A 17,787-nucleotide genomic window follows, 5' to 3' on the forward strand; every position below is an offset into this window, starting at 1 on the left:
TCCCGAGAGCGCGCCGGCCCAGGCGCGCGCGAGCCCCGCCCGGCCCGGGGACCCCCGCCCCTGGCATCCACCCCGCCCCAAAGGTGGCGCATGTGGTCACCCCGCCCCACGCATGTGGCGCAGATGGCCGCCACCCAGGCGCTGAGGCGACCACACGCGCCACATCCCGAGAGCGCGCCGGCTCAGGCGCGCGCGAGCCCCGCCCGGCCCGGGGACCCCCGCCCCTGGCATCCACCCCGCCCCAAAGGTGGCGCACCTGGTCACCCCGCCCCACGCATGTGGCGCAGATGGCCGCCACCCAGGCGCTGAAGCGACCACTTGCGCCACATCCCGAGAGCGCGAGCGCCCACTCCTACGCGGCGTACACCTCGCGCCCGCCGACAACAGTGCGGGTCACACGTGCCTGCAAGAGCACCTCGGGGTCGTCGGTGAAAACGTCGCGGTCCAGCACCACGAAGTCGGCGTGCAGGCCCGCGGCGATCCGGCCGTAGGCGTCCTCGGCGCGGCACGCCCAGGCGGCGTCGCGGGTGGCGTGCTCGATGGCGTCCACGAGCGGCACGGCCAGCCGCGGCACGTTCGGCTCCAGACTCGGATCCAGTGCCGACCGGCGCGTCGACGCGACGAACATGTTCGGCAGCGGCGAATGCGGCGACGTGGGCGAATCGGTGCCGAAGGCGAGGCGCGCCCCGGCATCCGTCATCTCCGGCCACGGGTAGCCGCGTTCGATCCGCTCGTCCCCGAGCATCGCACGCCAATTGCCCTGGATCGCCGGGTCCGCGTGCACGGGCTGCATGCTGGCGGTGATGCCGAGCGCGGCGAGCCGCTGGATGTCCGCCGGATCGGCCACCTCGAGGTGCTCGATGCGATGCCGGCGCTCGCGCGGACCGTTCACCGCGATGGCGTTCTCGACGGCGGCGATGGCGATCCGGATCGCCTCGTCACCGATCGCGTGCATCGCCACCTGCAGCCCGGCGGCGTCCGCGGCGAGCACGACCGGCGCCAGCTCGTCGAGGCTCCAGATCGGCTCGGCGAGCGACCCGTCGGCGTAGGGGTGCCCGACCGCCGCGGTGCACCCGTCGACGGTGCCGTCGACCATGACCTTGATGCCGATCACCCGCAGCCACTCCGACGCGTGCTCGTCCCGCAGTTCGGCGGCGCGCCGCACCTGCGCGAGGTTCTCGGCCTCGTCGCCCGTGGGCTGAATCCGCCAGTGCGCCGCGATCCGGGTGGTCAGAGCCCCGGCCTGCTCGGCGCGCCGCATGGCGGCGTACTCCTCCTCCATGAGCGCCATGTCGGTGGTGGCCGTCACGCCCGCCGCCGCGTAGCCGCCCAAAGCGGCGCGCAGCGCCACGTCGGTCTCGTCCTCGCTCTCGAACCCGGCCATCACCGGCCACACCAACCGGTGCATGGCGGTCTCGTCGACGTATCCGGTGGCGTGCCCCTCGGCATCCCGGTGGATCTCGCCGCCCGCCGGGGACGGGGTGGCGTCGTCGATGCCGACCTCGTCGAGGGCCGCTGTGTTCAGCCAGATGGAGTGGTAGTCGAACGCCTGCGCGTACACCGGACGGTCGGCGACGACGGCATCCAGCATGTCCCGGGTCGGGCGGCCGCCCACCGCGGCGTGCTGCCAGCCGTGGGCCAGGATGCGCGGCGCGTCGGGGTTCTCAGCGAGGTGGGCGGCGATGCGTCGCTGGATCTCCTCGATCGTCAGCGCGCCCCACAGATCGACCTGCTGCATGGTCTGTCCGGTCGAGACGACGTGCGCGTGCCCGTCGACGAACCCCGGCAGCACCGTCGCGCCGCCGAGATCGATGACGGATGCCGCATCGCCGGCGATCCGCCGCGCGGTCGCGTCGTCGCCCACGTACAGGAAGCGCCCGTCGCGCACGGCGAACGCCTCCGCCCAGCGGCGCTGGTCGGCGGTGAAGACCCGTCCTCCGGTGTACACCTCGGTCATGCCCGGCTCCCTCTGTTCACGTCCAGGTTCTTTCGCCTCGCGACGACGGCATCCAGCGCCTCGCACACGTCGATCAGCAGCTCGCTCTGCGCGGCGTGCCGCTCCGCGGCATCCGGCTCCGGCCACGAGCACAGCGCGACGATCGCCGAGTCGGTGCGCGGGTCGAGCCACAGGTTCTGCCCGTGGATGCCGATCGCACTGACGTTGCCGCGGTCGTTGCCCATGCACCACCACTGCCGGGTGTACGAGCCGTTCGGGAACCCCGAGGTGAACCCCTCGTACGTCATCGCGTCGCGATCGCCACCGGCGAGGATCGCTTCGGTCCACTCCCGCGACACCACGCGGCCGCCAGGGGCCGCGCCGCCGTCGAGCACCATCCGCCCGACCCTGGCGAGGTCCCGCGCGGTGGCGAGCACGCCGCCGTTCGCGAACCCGAAGCCGGTCTCGTCCACGGTGATCGCGGCGTCGTGGTCGGCGTCGATCTTCGCCCACAGCCGCTCCGACAGCACTTCCGGGTAGCGGCGTCCTGTGACGCGCTCGATGATCCACGCCAGCACGTCTGTGTGCGCCGAGCAGTACTGGAACTCGCCCGTCTCGCCGCTGCCGCGCAGCGACGCCAGGAAGTCGGTCATGCCGTACGGGTCGCCGGGCCGGCGGGCACGCCAACCGCCGGCGCGGTCGTGACGCTGCACCTCGGCATCCGGGTCGAGGTAGTCCTCGTTGTAGTCGACGGCGATCTGCATATCGAGCAGCTGCTGCACGGTGGGGCCGTCGTAGACCGATCCGGCCAGCTCCGGCAGGTAGCGGGTGATCGGATGCCGGGGGTCGATCGCCCCGTCATCGATGAGCGACCCGACCACCAGCCCGCACAGCGACTTCGACACGCTCATCAGCAGGTGCCGGTCGTCCGGCGCGAAGCCGGGCCGGTAGTACTCCGCGACCACGTCATTCCCGGTGAGCACCAGGAACGCGTCGGCGTGGACGCCCTCCAGTCGCGCCTCGAGATCCGGCATCCGCTCGGTCAGCGCGCCGAGCCGCACGGTCGCGGCGTCGGGCGCGGGCCGGCGACGGACGACGGCCGTCGGGACCACCTCGCCCAGGTGCGCGAACGCCCACCGGCTGTAGGTCGGCTCCTGCCAGAGGTCGAGCAGGGGTGCGCCCGGCTCGGCGCCGGGAAACCGCGCCGGATGCCCCGCAGCGGTGTTCACGGCGAGGTCGCCGCCGGTCACGGCCGGCCCTTGCCGCCCAGCGGCGACTTCACGAGCACCGTGTAGAGCACCACGGCGACGATCATGCTGGCCGGCACCGACAGGTCGACGTAGCCCAGGGCGACGGCGATCGGTCCCGACCACACCTCGGTCGACAGGCAGAGCGCCGCGGTGATCGCGGCGGCGATCATCGCGATAGCACCGGGCAGGCTGACGCCGCCGTGGTACCAGAATCGACCTCGCGGCGTCTCGTCGAACAGCTCGAGGCCGTCGTAGCGGAACCGGCGCAGCAGCACGTCAGTGGCGAACAGCGCCATGGTGGGCGCCGACACGATGATGAGGAACTGCAGCATCAGGTTGACCGCGTCGAGCAGGTTGGTGGACAGCACCAGGTAGATGGTGAGCGCGGTGCCGATCACGCCGACCAGGATCGCCGACGGGATGCGACGGATCGGGATGCCGATCGCCTGCAGCGCCATGCTCGAGGTGTACGTGGTCATGCCGTTCAGCGAGATGGTGTTCAGCAGCACGCCGAGCACCAGGATCGGTGCGAACCAGACCGGCAGCGTCTCGCGCAGCGCGACCTCGACGCCGGCGCCGAGCGCCTCGGCGGGGACCGCGGTCGCCAGCAATGCGCCAGCGATCGTGAAGAAGATGCAGGGTAGCGCGCCGCCCAGCGCGGTCGCGGCGATGATGTGCGACGGCTTCGTCGAGCGGGGCAGGTAGCGCGCGATGTCGGGGCTGTTGACGTACGACAGCGGGGTGGATGCCAGGATCGTGAACCCGATCGTCATGGCCGACCACAGGCCGACGCCCTCCAACGGCACCGGCGCCTGGTAGTCCCAGCGCACCTGCGGCAGCAGGAACGCCACCACGGCGAGGAAGATGATCAGCAGCAGCCCTGTGACGTACTGGTAGCTGCGCAGGATGAGAGCGTGGCCGTACACCGCCACCAGAACGGTGACCAACGACACGACGACGGTGACCGCGATCGGCACGACGACGGGATCGGTGAGGCCCCACTGTCCCAGCAGGTCGGCGCCCATGAACGACGAGGCCAGCCAGTTCAGCGCCAGGTAGACGGCGGAGATCAGCCAGCCGGTCAGGGCGATGAGCACCTTGTTGCCCATGATCCCGTAGATGGCGCGGGTGATCACCGAGCCGGAGGTGCCGGCCGACGGCCCGGCCACCGCGATGATGCCGGGGAGCACCCAGGGCAGCGAGCCGACGACGATGACGAGGAACGCCTGCCACAGCTCGAGTCCGAGCAGCACCATGGTCGCACCGATGGTGAAGTTCAGGATGCTGACGTTCGGAGCCGCCCACACCGCGAACAGGTCGCGGGCTCGACCGTGACGCTGGCTGTCGGCGATCAGCTCGATGCCGCGCGTCTCGGGGTGGGTCGGGGTGTCGACGAAGGCCGGCTGCGTGATCGGCGGCTTGGCTTCGTCAAAAGTCGTCTTCGACATGCATGGACCTCTCAATGGTGCCGACTTCACCGTCGGCCGTCGTGCGGGGGAATCCGGGGCGGCGATCCCGCTCCGGGCAGAAGTTATTGGTCGGGTAACCAACTGGATATTGGTCAATGTTCCAATAACATGGTGTCCATGTCAAGAGCCGCAGCGCCGCGGATCCGCAAGCGCCCCGAGGAGCGCCGCGCGGAGATCCTCGAGACCGCTTCCGCGATCGCCCGCGAGGAGGGGCTGGAACGCGTCACCCTGCGCGCGGTCGCCGACCGCCTCGGCGTGCGACCCGGGCTGATCAGCCACTACTTCCCCGCCGCCGAGGAGCTCGTCGTCGAGGCGTTCGAGTCCGCCGTCGCCGCCGAGCGCGAGCATCTCACGTCGACCGTCGGCACGCCGATCGAACGGCTCGCCCGGTTCGTCGCCTGGGCCGACGGAGCGGATGCCGCGCGCATCGCGCGCCTGTGGCTGAACGCCCGGCATCTCCGCCGCTTCATCCCCCGCCTGGGCGACATGCTCGAACAGCAGGAGACGCTCGACCGCGATCGCCTGATCGCCCTCATCGACGAGGGGGTCGCCGCCGGCGAGCTCACCGGCATCGACTCCTTCGACGCCGCGGTGCGGATCTGGATGGCGGTCGACGGCAAGGGCGCGTACGCCAACTCCCCGCCCTTCTCCAACGACGCCTACGCGCACTTCGTCGCCGACGCCGCCGCGTGGGCGCTGCGGCTGCCGCCCGGCGCGTTGCGGCCCGGCGCCTTGCGGCCCGGCGGTAGTGCGGATGCCGGGGCGCCGGCGTCCACGCCCGGCGGTGTCGGGGACACCGCTGCGCAGACGGCTACTCCGGACGCTTCTCCCCGGTGATCCGCGGCTCGTCGTCGACGGCGTGCCGTTTGCCTGCGCTCTCCGCGGTCTCCTCGGCGAGGGCCTCGGTGTGCGCGGTCGGCTCGCCCGCGGCATCCGACTGGATCGGCACCTGCTCCGTCGCCGCCTCGTAGACGACCGCGAGGGTCTCGTCCACCTCGGACTGGTCCACCCAGGCGATGTCGTCGCGGGAGTGGTCGTACTCGACGGGGACGAGCGCGAAGTCGTCGCCGTACTCCTCGAGACCGGAGCGCACGCTGTGCCGCACCGCCCTGATCGCGTACTTGTCGCGCAGGATCAGCGGGTCACGCTGCAGGTCACGCAGGAAGGCGACCATCATGGCCGCCATGATCAGCGCGAACGGCAACGCGGCGATGATCGTGACGTTCTGCAGCGAGGCGAGCCCGCTGCCCTCCTCGCCGGAGACCAGCAGAATCGCCGCGATCACGCCGACGAGCGTGCCCCAGGTGATCGCGACCCAGCGCGACGGGTCGGGCCGACCCTGCTGCGACAGCGTGCCCATCACCAGCGACGCGGAGTCCGCACCGGTGACGAAGAAGATCGCCACGAGCGCCGCCAGCACGACGGTGGTGACTGCCGAGAACGGCAGGTTGCCGAGCACGCCGAACAGCACCTCTTCGGGCGGATCGATCGACAGGCCGGCGCCGTGCATCTGCTGGTCGATCGCGGTGGTCCCGAAGATCGCGAACCAGATCAGTGAGATCAGCGCGGGAACGACGATGACGACCGAGACGAACTGGCGGAGCGTCCGTCCGCGGGAGATCTTCGCGATGAACATGCCGACGAAGGGCGACCAGGAGATCCACCACGCCCAGTAGAAGATCGTCCACGACGAGAGGAACGTCTGGGTGGCATCCCCGCGCGATGCCGACCTGCCGACCATCTCGGGCAGGTCGCCGATGAACTGCATCGCGGCGGCCGGGATGACGTTGAGAATCAGCATGGTCGGGCCGACCAAGAACACGAAGATGGCCAGCAGCACGGCGACCACGGCGTTGATGTTCGCCAGCGCGCGGATGCCTTTCGAAACGCCCGACACTGCCGAGGCGATGAAGGCGGAGGTCAGCACCGCGATCACGCCGATGAGGATGCCGTTGCCGACATGCCCGAGTCCGGTGACGACCTCCACGCCGTGGCCGATCTGCAGCGCGCCGAGCCCGAGGGAGGCGGCCGTGCCGAACAGAGTGACGATGATCGAGAAGATGTCGATGGTGCGGCCGATGCCGCCGTGGGTGCGGTCCTCGCCGAGCAGCGGGGCGAAGATCGACGAGATCAGCGGCGGGCGGCCGCGGCGGTACGCGCCGTAGGCGATCGCGCCGCCGACGAGGGCGTAGAACGACCACGCCTGCGGACCCCAGTGGTACAGCACCTGCGCCTGGGCGGTGTGCATCGCGTCGAGCGTGCCCGCTTCGGCGGTGCCTGGCGGCGGGCTCTCGAAGAAGTTCAGCGGCTCGGCGGCGCCCCAGAACACCAGACCGATGCCCATGCCGGCGGCGAACAGCATCGAGATCCACGAGAACAGCGAGAACTCCGGTTCCTCGTCGTCTCGGCCGAGCGGGATGCGCCCGTACCGGCTGAACCCGACGAACAGCATGAACAGCACCACGGCCGTGGCGATCGTGGTGAAGAACACGCCGAAGTACTCGATCACCCAGTCCAGGACGGTCTTCGTCGTTCCCGCCAGGTTGTCGCCGGCGAACACGCCCCACCCGACGAAGGCGAGGATGACGGCGATGGACACCCCGAACACCAGCCGGTCGGTGCGGAAGGTGCGGCCGGTCTCTTCGACGGAGACTCCGGGGATGAGGGCGGGGTGCACGCTCTGCGGCGGCAGGGCGGAGACGTCGTGGATCACCTTGCGGGCGGTCTCAGAGGCCCGGTGCCGGTGGTGATCGGGATGCCGCACCGATCCTGTGGCGGTGGCCGGGCCGTGCACAGGCCCGGTGAAGGGGCCGGTCGCGGGGGTTCTGGCGGGGCCGGTCGTGGGGCTGTTGTCCTGAGGATCGGCACGCCTGTCGTGGTCGTCGTGAGTCTCCATGACAGCCCATCCTGTCACGACCCCTGTTCTCGGCACCGGGGGTTGCGCGGCGGCGCTCGACCTCAGACGCGGCCGGTGGTGCCGCCGAAAACCGCGTGCAGGAGGGGGATGACGGATGCCGACATGAGCATGATTCCGAGCGGGGGCAGCGGCACCAGCAGCAGCGCCCCGCCCACCAGGAGGGCGGCGAACAGCACCGCCGAGATGACCTTGCGGCCGATGCGCACCAGCCGGTCGAGGCGCCGCTCGAGGCGCGACGTGTCGAAGGTGACGGTGCCCTGGTCGACGCGGGTGATGAGGTCGTCGAGACGGCCAGGCAGCCGCCACAGGGTCGCGGCGTTGGCGGCGGCCTGGCGGCCGAGATCCTGCACGAGGTTGCCGCTCTCGTCGCGCAGCAGCCGGGTGGCGTACGGCTCGACGGCATCCCACACGTTGAAGGCGGGGTCGAGCGAGCTGCACATGCCGGAGGTGAGCGAGACGGCGCGGATGAGCAGCAGCAGCTTCTCGGGGAGCTGGAAGGGCAGGGTGCGCACCATGTCGCCGAACTCGTCGGCGAACGCCTGGAACTCGCGCGGGTCGACGTCGCGCAGCTCGTTGAACCCCATCCCGCCGAAGCGGGCGAACAGCGTGGCCATGGCGTACTCGAGCTCGGCGGTCTGCGCGGTCGGCAGCAGCACCCCGATCTGCTGCGCCGCACGGACGAGTCCGCGGCTGTCGCGGGCCGCGACTGCGATGACGAGCGAACGCAGCCCGGCGCGGAGAGTGTCGGGGACCTCGGCCATCATCCCGAAGTCCACGAACGTCAGCCGCCAGCCGCGCGACACGGTCGTCGCCTCTCCGGTCGTTGAGCGAGCGAAGCGAGACGAAACGCCGGTCGTACGCCCCACCGGTGTGACGAAGATGTTCCCCGGATGCGGGTCCGCGTGCACGAACGAGTGTGTGAACACCTGGTCGAACATCACCTCGGCGAACGCCCCCGCCACGTCGGCGGGGTCGATACCGGCATCCCGCAGCGCGCGCACGTCGTTGATCTTGATGGCGGTGACGTCGGCGAGCGTCAGCACCCGGCGGGTGGTGCGCTCCCAGACCACCTCGGGGGCGGCCACCCGCGGATCGCCCGCGAAGCAGTCCGCGAAGCGTTCGGCGTTCGCGGCCTCGTGCAGGTAGTCGATCTCCTCGAGGCTGGTCTGCGCGAACTCCTCCACCAGCGCCGGAGCGTCGATGCGCTCCGAGACGACGCGCGCTCGGGTCAGCCAGCCCGCGACCCGCCGCAGGGCGGCGAGGTCGATCGCGACGATGTCGTCGATCCCCGGCCGCTGCACCTTGACGACGACCAGCTCGAGCCCGGTGTCGCTCGCGGTGGGCTCGGTGAGGCGCGCACGGTGCGCCTGCCCGAGGGATGCCGCCGCCACGGGCACCTCGTCGAACGTGGCGTACGCGTGGTCGAGCGGGACACCCAGTTCGGCTTCGGCGAGCGCGCGGATCTGCTCGAACGGCACCGGCGGGACCTCGTCCTGCAGGCCCTCCAGTTCCGAGGTGATCTCCGGTGGCAGCACGTCGAGCCGTGACGACAGGAACTGCCCGACCTTGATCATCAGCCCGCCGAGGCTGACGGCGAGGTCGCGGAACCGGCGCGCCAGGCCGACCATCCGTCGCTCCCGGGTGCGGTCGGCGACGGATGCCAACCCGAACCGCGGCAGCGCCAACTCGAACCACCAGATCTGCACGAAGGCGCGGGCGGCGAACAGCAGGATGCGACGGTAGCGCGCGGTTCCGGCATCCGCCATCTCGCCACTCTCCCCCCGCAACGACCTCAGCCTTCGGCGAGGATGGAGTACAGCCTACGGCGAGCGTCCTCCAGCACGTCGATCGCCTTCTGCACCTGCTCCGGGCTGCCGGTGCGGGCGACCTGGGCAGTGGCGCTGGCGAGCTCCATGCCCGCCTTCGGCAACGCGCTCAGGTGGCCGGAGCGGGAGCCGAACGCCTCCCAGGGGGCGGGCTTGTCGGCCTGCACCTCGGCTTCTTCGCGGCCGGTGCCGGTGAGCGAGTACGTCTTGCGGCCGCCCTCCTCTTCGGCGGTGATCAGCCCCTCGTCGGCGAGCAGCTGCAGGGTGGGGTAGACCGAGCCGGCGCTGGGCTTCCAGGCGCCGCCCGAGCGCTCCTCGATCTCGTGGATGATCTGGTAGCCGTGCATGGGCTGCTCGGCGAGCAGTGTGATGACGGCCGCGCGGACATCACCGCGCGCCATGCGCGAGCCGCCGGTGCGCTGCTCGAACTGCGAGCGCAGCTGGTCCATGGCTTCCCAGAGACCGCCGCCACCGCCGAAGCCGCCGAAGCCGCGACCGCCGCCGAAACCACCGGAGGGGAACGAACCGTTCATGATGACCTCCTCGTTGTGAACGATAGTCAACGATATGTCGTTAAGGCTCGCAGGGGAAGAGTGGCCGCGGCGGCGGGGGTGATGTGGCGCAGTTCGCCGCATCGCTTCGCTGATGTGGCGCGGGTGGCCGCATCGCGTGGCGCGAAGCGGCCATTCACGCCACATCCGGGGCGGGTGCCAGACTGCCTTCATGTGGATCGGGTGGATCGAGTTCGACATCCTGCTCGGCGACGTGCGCTCGCTGAAGGAGAAGCGCAGCGTCATCAAGCCGATCGTCGCCGAGCTGAGCCGGCGCACCGAGGCGTCGGCCGCTGAGGTCGGCTCGGCGGATCTGCACCGGCGCACCCAGATCGGTGTCTCGGTCGTGGCCGCGCACGCCTCGCACGTCCGCGACGTGCTCGATCAGGCCGAGCGGATGCTGGTGGACCAGCATCCGGAGATCACCCTGCTGTCCGCGCGGCGCGGGCTGCACTCCAGCGACGACTGAGGGCTCGGGGCGTCAGCCGTCGAGGGCGGTCGGGGGGTTCTCGGGCCGGTGGCCCGTTGTTCGGGGCGCGAGGATCGGGTCAGTGCCGGATCCATGGGAGCCCAAGTCCGGCAGGGACGCCCGGGAACCGGACTTGCGGTCCCATCGCGGCGGCCTGCGGCGCGGCCGAAACCGGAGTTGTGAACGTCAGAACAGCGTGTCGTCCGACGAACTCGGGGTGGGGTCATCCGAGGGCGAGAATGCGCATGAATCGCTGGTTGATGAAGAGACGGTCCCGCCCGACTTTAAGGTCGACCAGGGCAGAGACATGTAAAAATCCGGGGCGATTTTTTACATGATCTTCGGATGTGTCAAAGCGTTTGGCGTCCGCGCCGTTCACAACACAGGAACGCCGCGGCCCAACACGCGGAAACCGGCCGATGTCCGCGGACACCGACCGGTTTCTCCTGAGTTGTGAACGTCAGACGGTGAGCACGCTGCCCTCGAGCCGGCTGTACGACTGCTCCATGCCCTCGGCCATGCCGGTGGCGAGCACCTCGTCGCGGGTCTGCTCGTCGGGGAACTCCATCAGCACGGTGATGAGCGTCGCGCCGTCCTCTTCGTAGAAGTTGATGTCGTTCAGCACGTCGGGGCCGTCGGTGCCCTGCATCCGTTCGAGCTGCACCGCCCGCCGCGGGGCGTCGACCAGCAGCATCTCGCCCTCGAACCCGAACGGCTCGCCGGGGGTGTCGCCGGTCGGCGCCCAGGAGGTGCGGTAGCGGTCGCCGGCGGCGAGGCCGACCTCGCACTCCGTCATCTCCCAGCCGTCCGGGCCGAGCATCCACCGGCGGATGAGGTCGGGGTCGGTGTGCGCACGCCAGACCAGTTCGCGGGGGCCTTCGACGAGCCGGGTGATGCGCACGTGCGTGTCGTCGAGCAGCTCCACGCGGGTGCCCTTGCCCTGGGCGTACTCACGGAGATCGTGCAGCACGGCATCCAGCTGCGCCATCGCCATCTTGGTGCCTTCGACGACGCCCATCGCGACGACCTGCTCGAGCGCCTCGAGCGACACGAAGTGACTCTCGCCGATCATCCTCGTGCCGGTCGCCGTCGGCTCGAACGACAGCTTCATGCGCATCGGCGCGAAGCCGTCGAGCGGCTTGCCGTCGTCGTCGACGAACGAGTCGAGCACCTCGAAGCTGTGCGGGGCGTCGATGGACAGGAACTCCCACGACGCCGACGAGCGCTCACCGCGCGGCCCGGTCAACGAGTAGTAGGCGCGGCCGCCGACGGTGTGGTCCCACGAGGTGAAGGTCGCGGGCCAACCGGGAGGGCCCCAGAACCGCTCGAGCTGGCGCGGATCGCTGTACGCGCTCCACACCCGCTCGACGGGCGCGTCGAACTCGGCGACGACGGTCATCGTCAGGTTCTCCGGATCGGTGGTGACGTCGGTGACAGGCATTGTCAGTCTCCTTGCGTGGTGTCGTTGTTACGGTCGGATATCGGCTGGGTCCCTGAGCTTGTCGAAGGTCCGGCCAGCAGCTCGTCGAGTGCGGCGACGCGGGCGCGCCACAGCTCCTCGTAGCGGGCGAGAAGCGCCCTGGCGCGGGCGATCATCTCGGGGTTCGCGCGGACGAGCCGCTCGCGTCCCTCGGCGCGCTTGATGATGAGCCGCGCCTCTTCGAGCACGGCCACATGCTTCTGGACCGCGGCGAACGACATGTCGTAGTCGCGGGCGAGTTCGGAGACGGACTGCTCACGCTCGACGGTCCGGCGCAGGATGTCCCGCCGGGTCGCCGTCGCCAGCGCGTGGAACACACGGTCGATCTCCGCTTCGCTGAGTTCTGTTTGTACAACCATTTGGTTGTACGTTAGGCGGGCTCGGGGTGCGTGTCAAGAGGTTCTCTGGAGCGCGGGCTGCCGATCCGTGCGGCGAACGCGCGGCCGTGGTGGCGGTGGCGGGAGACTCGGCGGGCGCGGGAGACTCGGCGGGCGCGGCGTCACTCGCGCAGCTTCGAGCGCCACAAGCCACGCCGAACGAGGCACGCACGCCCCTACGCAAGCACGCCAACCGACGTCACGTCGACCCCTCTGGCGAAATTGGTCGGCTTACGTACGATTGCGGGACGTTGTCCGCGAAGACCTCGTGAGCGCCCGGCGCAGCCTGCTGGGACAGCTCATGAACTTCGAAGGTGAGTGCACCGTGGCGGTGCCGGAGATGGAGAGGGCTGATGAGCATGGAGCAGGAACCGAACCCGCTGACCGCTGAGGAGCTCGCGTCGCAGGGCGCAACGGCGTTGCCCGACAAGGAAGTGGCATCCATCCTCGATCTGAACGCGGATCTGGACCTGGGCATCGACGCGGCAGCGCCGATCGATCTCGCCGTCGCGGCCAACGCGAACGCGGCAGCCCCGATCGACGCCGCAGCTTCGGCGAACATCCTCTCGGCCGGGTCCGAAGCCCAGGCACTGGCGGACCAGGGCGTCATCATCGACCAGGGCATCACCGCGGACGCGACGGCCGAGTCGAACCAGAGCAGCACCATCGACCAGGGCACCGACACTACCGAGACCGAAGCGGCCCCGACGAGCGGGACGGAGGGAACCGTGCCAGACGCGACATCCGCCCTGGACGGTGACCTGTTGAACGTGAACGTCGATCTCGCTGCTGACGCCGACATCAGCGCCCCGATCAACGGTGCGGTCGCGGCCAACGCGAATGTCGCAGCCCCGATCGACGCCGCTGTCGCCGCGAACGTCGGCTCGATCGACAGCGACGCGTTCGCCGTCGCCCAGCAGGATGCCATCATCAACCAGCAGATCGACGGGGAAGCCACCGCCACCGCGGACCAGGAATCCGACATCGATCAGTAGGGCACGCATGTCCGCTATTTCTGGTGGGCCGTCCCCCGCGGGCGGCCCACCGTCATCCTCACCTGCCGGCGATCCGGACACGTCCTGGGTTCCGGTCCGCGCTGCCGGGGTCGAGCTGATCGGCCAGGCCCAGGGCTCCGGTTACCGCGAACCCCCTTCACTGGTGCGCCGCGCGGACGGCCAGGTGCTCCAGCTCACCCGGCTGCTGTATCAGGTGCTCCAAGCCGTGGACGGGCAGCGCAACCTCGACGAGGTCGCGGCGAGCGTGAGCACGGCATCCGGCCGGCTGGTCAGTGCCGACAACGTGCGGACTCTGATCGATTCGCAGTTGCTGCCCCTGGGGCTTCTGCGACTCGCCGATGGTTCCGAACCTGAGGTCAAGAAGGCGAACCCGCTGCTGGGGATGCGTTTCCGGTACGTCGTGAGCGATCCCGAACGGACGCGAAAGATCACCTCCCCGTTCGCCCGCCTGTTCCACCCGGCGATCGTCGCCGCAGTCGTCGTGGCGTTCCTCGCGGTCTGCTGGTGGGTCCTCATGGTCAAGGGCTTGGGCTCGGCGACCCACGACGCGTTCGAGACCCCGGGCCTGCTGCTGCTGATCTTGGCGGTCACCATCCTCTCGGCCGGCTTCCACGAGTTCGGCCATGCCGCCGCAGCCCGCCGCGGCGGCGCGACCCCCGGGGCGATGGGCGCCGGTATGTATCTGATCTGGCCCGCCTTCTACACCGATGTCACCGACTCCTACCGCCTCGGCCGTGCCGGACGGATCCGCACGGACCTGGGCGGGTTGTACTTCAACGCCATCGTCGCCGTCGCCATCGCCGTCATCTGGTGGGCGACCGGCTACGACGCGCTGCTGCTCGTCGTCGTCACCCAGATCCTTCAGATGGTCCGCCAACTGCTGCCCCTGGTTCGCTTCGACGGCTATCACATCCTCGCCGACGTCACCGGCGTTCCGGACCTGTTCCAGCAGATCAAACCCACCCTCCTCGGCCTGCTGCCATGGCGCTGGGGCGCCCCGGAGAACCGCGGGTTGAAACCCTGGGCAAGGGCCGTGGTCGGCATCTGGGTGCTGGTCACTGTTCCGCTGCTGCTGTTCAGCGTGGTCATGATGGTCCTGTCCGTTCCCCGACTGCTGGGCACGGCATGGCACAGCATCCAGAACCAGCAGGCGGTCCTCGCGCACTCCCTCTCGGACGGCGACGTGCTGGACGCAGCAGTCCGCGTTGTGGCGATCCTCGTCGTGGCGGTCTGCGTCCTGGGCATCGCGTTCCTCCTGCTGCGGCTGATCCACCAGTTCGCTGCCGGGGTCTATCGCAGGACCCGCGGCCGCCCCGCCCAGCGAGCCACCGCCCTCGTCGTGACCGGCGCGGTTCTCGCCAGCCTGGTCTGGGCCTGGTGGCCCAGCGCCCACACCTACCGCCCGGTCCAGTCCTATGAACGCGGCACCCTTCTGGACGCCACGTCGTCATTGATCCCGGCGGGGAACACCGACCTGGCGGAAGGCCGGCAGGGACGCATCACAACCGTCCTGCCCTCCGGCGCCGCCCTGTCGACGCGGGACGAACCGCAACTGGCGATGCTCCTCGTTCCGAACCAGGAGAGCCAGAACGCTGCGACCGGAACCACCTCCCCAGCGCCCACCTGGGTCTTTCCATTCGAAAAACCATCAGCCCCCGAAGAGGACGGCAATCAGGCCCTCGCGGTCAACACCGAAGACGGCAGCGTCGTCTACGACGTCGCATTCGCCCTGGTGTGGGCAGAAGAGGGACCCGTCGACACGACCAATGAGGCTTACGCATTCGCCAACTGCACCGGCTGCACCGCGGTCGCCGTCGGGTTCCAGGTCGTCCTGATCGTCGGACAGGTCAACGTCATCGTCCCCGAGAACCTTTCCGCTGCCGTCACCTACGACTGCGTGCAGTGCCTCACCTACGCCCTGGCCAGCCAGCTCGTCCTGACCCTGGACGGCCCTCTCAGCGACGAAGGCATGGCAGAACTCTCCGCTCTCTGGGCCGAGATCGCCGAGTTCAGCCACACCCTGCAAGACATCAGCTTCTCCGAGATTCAAGACCGGCTCACCGTCTACAAACAACAGATCATGGACCTCATCGCCGAAGATTCCAGCGCAACCACCGGCGCCTCGACACCGGCCACCCCGTCCCCCGGTGAAAGCACTGCGCCCGCCTCCCCCGCACCGGATGCGACGGAGCCGGGGGCCACGCAACCGGATCCAGACGGCACACCGGCCCCAGTGGCACCGGCCCCGACAGCGTCCCCGGACACTTCCACACCCGCACCCTCCCCCACTCCGGCAGCACCGACGCCCACGCCCACGCCTTCCGCCCCAGCAGCTCCCTGACGCCGCCACTGTGGGAAATCCCGGACGATGCGGATCGCCCGCGGCGTGTCGCGGTCCGACATGCCGAGCGGATGCCGGATGGTCCGGGATTCCCCACGCCGGACCCAGGACCTCGGGGCGATGCCCGATCAGTCCTCCGGCACCTGCCGCGCTACCCGGGCTGGCGAACCGACGACGATGGCGCCGGCGGGCACGTCCTTCGTGACGACGGATGCCGCACCGATCACGGCGTCGTCGCCGATCGTCACGCCGGGAAGGATGGTCGCGTTCGCGCCGACCCAGACGTTGCTGCGGATGACGACGGGAGCCGGATGCATGTCGGCGCGGCGCCGGGGAGACAGATCGTGGTTGAGCGTGGCGATGACGACGTTGTGACCGATGAGGGACCCGTCGCCGATCGTGATGCCGCCGTGGTCCTGAAAGCGGCAGCCCGAGTTGATGAAGACGCGCTTTCCGAGCGTGATGTTCTTGCCGAAGTCGGCGGTGAACGGCGGGAACAGCGTCACCGATTCATCCACCGCTCACCCGGTCAGTTCGGAGAGCAGTTCGCGTACGCGCTCGGCCGACTGGTACGACCCGTTGAGCTCACCGGCGATGCGCACCGGGGCGTTCGGCTGACGATAGCATCCGACCTCACGCAGTGGGCGGGGCAGCGGTTCCGCATCCGCCGCCCCGCCGTTGGGAGAGGTCTCAGACCGTGGGGATCGGCCGGGTGCCGACCTCTCGCTGCTCGTCGACCAGGTCGGTGCGCGTCGTCTCGGCGCTGAGCAGCAGCCCGACGAGCGACAGCACGCCGACGAGGATCAGGAAGAGGGCCGGCGAGCTCGGGTTGCCGGTCTGGGCGATCAGCCACGTCCCGATGAAGGGCGCGACACCGCCGAACAGCATCGCCCCGACGTTGAAGGGCAGCGCGAAGCCGAGGTACCGCGAGCGCGTGCCGAACATCTCGGTGAAGTACGACGGGAAGACGGCGTCGTTCATCGCGAAGAACACCAGCGAGACGATGAGCACGGCGGATGCGAGCAGCACGCCCCCGAGCGAGAAGAGCGACATGATCGGGTACGCGAGCACGATGAAGAACAGGCTCGAGATCATCAGCGTGCGCTTTCGTCCGATCCGGTCAGAGAAGTGCGCCGCGATCGGGATCAGCCCGAGGTACACGACCAGGCCGATCGTGACCACGAGGTTCGCGCTGCCCTCGTCCATGCCGGCCTCCTCGATGAGGAACGTCGGGATGTAGCTCAGCAGCAGGTAGTAGGCGCCGGCGTTCAGGGACATGACCAGCAGCACCTTGATCATCGAGGGGAGGCTGCGCACCGCCTCGGCCCAGCGCCCGCCCGGCGCGGTGCGGCTGCCGAGCGGGTTCCGGCGCTCCTCGGCCTCGCGCTCCTGCAGCCGGCGGAACTGCGGGGTGTCCTCGAGCCGCGACCGCAGCCACAGCCCGAGCACACCCAGCGGTCCGGCGACCAGGAAGGGGATGCGCCATCCCCACTCCTGCATGAACTCCGGACTCATCGTCGAGTAGAAGACCGTCGCCATGAGGGATGCCAGCAGGAACCCGGCCGCGGCGGCCATCGGCACCACACTGGTGAGCAGCCCGCGCCGATGCGCGGGCGCATACTCGGCGATGAACGTTCCGGCGCCGGCGTACTCGCCAGACGCCGAGAAGCTCTGCGCGATCCGCAGCACGAGCAGCAGAATCGGCGCGGCCACCCCGATCACCGCGTACCCCGGAATGAAGCCGATCAGGAACGTCGCGCCCGACATGATGAGGATGGTCGTGGCGAGCACCGTCTTCCGGCCGAGGCGGTCGCCGAGCGATCCCCAGATCAGCGCGCCGAGCGGGCGCACCAGGAAGGAGAGCGCGAACACTGCGAACGTGCTGAGCAGTGCGACGGTGCGGTCCTCGTTCGCCGGGAAGAACACGACGGCGATGGTCGTGGCGAGGTAGCTGTAGCTCGCGTAGTCGAAGTACTCGAGCAGCGTGCCGAGCCCTCCGGCGATGAGCACGCGCCGCAAGACGGACGCGTTCTCGGGGTCGACGGCGGCATCGGGTCTGCTGGTCGCGGGTGAGTAGGCCATGGGGTGCTCCTCGTCGAGTCGGGTATGGCGCTGGAGACTTTCGCTGCGCCGATCGTCGCACCGCACGGCCGCA

The 17,787-nt window shown here is 69.7% G+C and carries 14 protein-coding genes; 4 read left to right on the forward strand and 10 right to left on the reverse strand.

Annotated elements, in window-relative coordinates; all coding sequences use genetic code 11:
• Positions 1 to 352: 352 nt before the first annotated feature.
• Genes RIF65_RS12125 through RIF65_RS12135 form a run of 3 tightly spaced genes read right to left on the reverse strand, consistent with a single transcriptional unit; the run spans position 353 to position 4,634 of the window.
• A complete protein-coding gene (locus RIF65_RS12125) occupies positions 353 to 1,957 on the reverse strand; it encodes an amidohydrolase (RefSeq protein WP_309064886.1) in 1,605 nt (534 codons plus the stop codon).
• Positions 1,954 to 3,186, reverse strand: a complete 1,233-nt coding sequence (locus tag RIF65_RS12130) for a serine hydrolase domain-containing protein (protein ID WP_309064887.1) — start codon at positions 3,184 to 3,186, stop codon at positions 1,954 to 1,956. Before RIF65_RS12130 ends, RIF65_RS12125 begins: the two co-directional genes overlap by 4 nt.
• Positions 3,183 to 4,634, reverse strand: a complete 1,452-nt coding sequence (locus RIF65_RS12135) for a purine-cytosine permease family protein (protein WP_309064888.1) — start codon at positions 4,632 to 4,634, stop codon at positions 3,183 to 3,185. The genes RIF65_RS12130 and RIF65_RS12135 overlap by 4 nt, the downstream gene beginning before the upstream one ends.
• A 138-nt stretch (positions 4,635 to 4,772) precedes the next feature.
• Here RIF65_RS12135 and RIF65_RS12140 point away from each other — a divergent pair, with 138 nt between their 5' ends.
• Entirely contained in the window at positions 4,773 to 5,492 is a 720-nt protein-coding gene (locus RIF65_RS12140; RefSeq protein WP_309064889.1) for a TetR/AcrR family transcriptional regulator, read from the forward strand.
• On the opposite strand, the gene RIF65_RS12145 is transcribed toward RIF65_RS12140, so the two are convergent.
• The 3 genes from RIF65_RS12145 to RIF65_RS12155 all read right to left on the reverse strand — a co-directional run bounded on the left by RIF65_RS12145 (position 5,467) and on the right by RIF65_RS12155 (position 9,931).
• Entirely contained in the window at positions 5,467 to 7,551 is a 2,085-nt protein-coding gene (locus RIF65_RS12145; RefSeq protein ID WP_309064890.1) for a BCCT family transporter, read from the reverse strand. The genes RIF65_RS12140 and RIF65_RS12145 overlap by 26 nt on opposite strands.
• Before the next feature lie 62 nt (positions 7,552 to 7,613).
• Positions 7,614 to 9,338 (reverse strand): ABC1 kinase family protein, encoded by a 1,725-nt coding sequence (locus RIF65_RS12150; protein ID WP_309064891.1) that lies wholly within the window; start codon positions 9,336 to 9,338, stop codon positions 7,614 to 7,616.
• Between the two features lie 26 nt (positions 9,339 to 9,364).
• Positions 9,365 to 9,931, reverse strand: coding sequence for a PadR family transcriptional regulator (locus tag RIF65_RS12155; RefSeq protein WP_309064892.1), 567 nt, complete (start codon positions 9,929 to 9,931; stop codon positions 9,365 to 9,367).
• 190 nt (positions 9,932 to 10,121) lie between these two features.
• Here RIF65_RS12155 and RIF65_RS12160 point away from each other — a divergent pair, with 190 nt between their 5' ends.
• Complete coding sequence (locus tag RIF65_RS12160) at positions 10,122 to 10,418, forward strand: DUF503 domain-containing protein (protein WP_309064893.1); 297 nt, start codon at positions 10,122 to 10,124, stop codon at positions 10,416 to 10,418.
• 460 nt (positions 10,419 to 10,878) lie between these two features.
• Here the strand turns inward: RIF65_RS12160 and RIF65_RS12165 are convergent, their stop codons facing one another.
• Positions 10,879 to 11,859, reverse strand: coding sequence for an SRPBCC family protein (locus RIF65_RS12165; protein ID WP_309064894.1), 981 nt, complete (start codon positions 11,857 to 11,859; stop codon positions 10,879 to 10,881).
• Positions 11,860 to 11,861: 2 nt separating this feature from the next.
• On the reverse strand, positions 11,862 to 12,257 hold the full coding sequence (locus tag RIF65_RS12170; RefSeq protein ID WP_309064895.1) for an ArsR/SmtB family transcription factor: 396 nt from the start codon (positions 12,255 to 12,257) through the stop codon (positions 11,862 to 11,864).
• 377 nt (positions 12,258 to 12,634) lie between these two features.
• Between RIF65_RS12170 and RIF65_RS12175 the strand changes: the two genes are divergently transcribed.
• Both RIF65_RS12175 and RIF65_RS12180 read left to right on the forward strand, forming a co-directional pair.
• Positions 12,635 to 13,270 (forward strand): peptidoglycan-binding protein, encoded by a 636-nt coding sequence (locus tag RIF65_RS12175; RefSeq protein WP_309065029.1) that lies wholly within the window; start codon positions 12,635 to 12,637, stop codon positions 13,268 to 13,270.
• A 184-nt stretch (positions 13,271 to 13,454) separates the two neighbouring features.
• Positions 13,455 to 15,632 carry a hypothetical protein gene (locus tag RIF65_RS12180; RefSeq protein ID WP_309082685.1) on the forward strand — a complete coding sequence of 726 codons (2,178 nt, stop codon included), beginning with the start codon at positions 13,455 to 13,457 and terminating at the stop codon, positions 15,630 to 15,632.
• 128 nt (positions 15,633 to 15,760) lie between these two features.
• Here RIF65_RS12180 and RIF65_RS12185 read toward each other — a convergent pair whose 3' ends face one another.
• Positions 15,761 to 16,138 carry a DapH/DapD/GlmU-related protein gene (locus RIF65_RS12185; RefSeq protein ID WP_375142195.1) on the reverse strand — a complete coding sequence of 126 codons (378 nt, stop codon included), beginning with the start codon at positions 16,136 to 16,138 and terminating at the stop codon, positions 15,761 to 15,763.
• A gap of 184 nt (positions 16,139 to 16,322) precedes the next feature.
• Entirely contained in the window at positions 16,323 to 17,714 is a 1,392-nt protein-coding gene (locus RIF65_RS12190) for an MFS transporter (RefSeq protein ID WP_309064897.1), read from the reverse strand.
• Positions 17,715 to 17,787 lie beyond the last annotated feature (73 nt).

The organism is Microbacterium sp. (assembly GCF_031180975.1).
GTDB lineage: Bacteria > Actinomycetota > Actinomycetes > Actinomycetales > Microbacteriaceae > Microbacterium.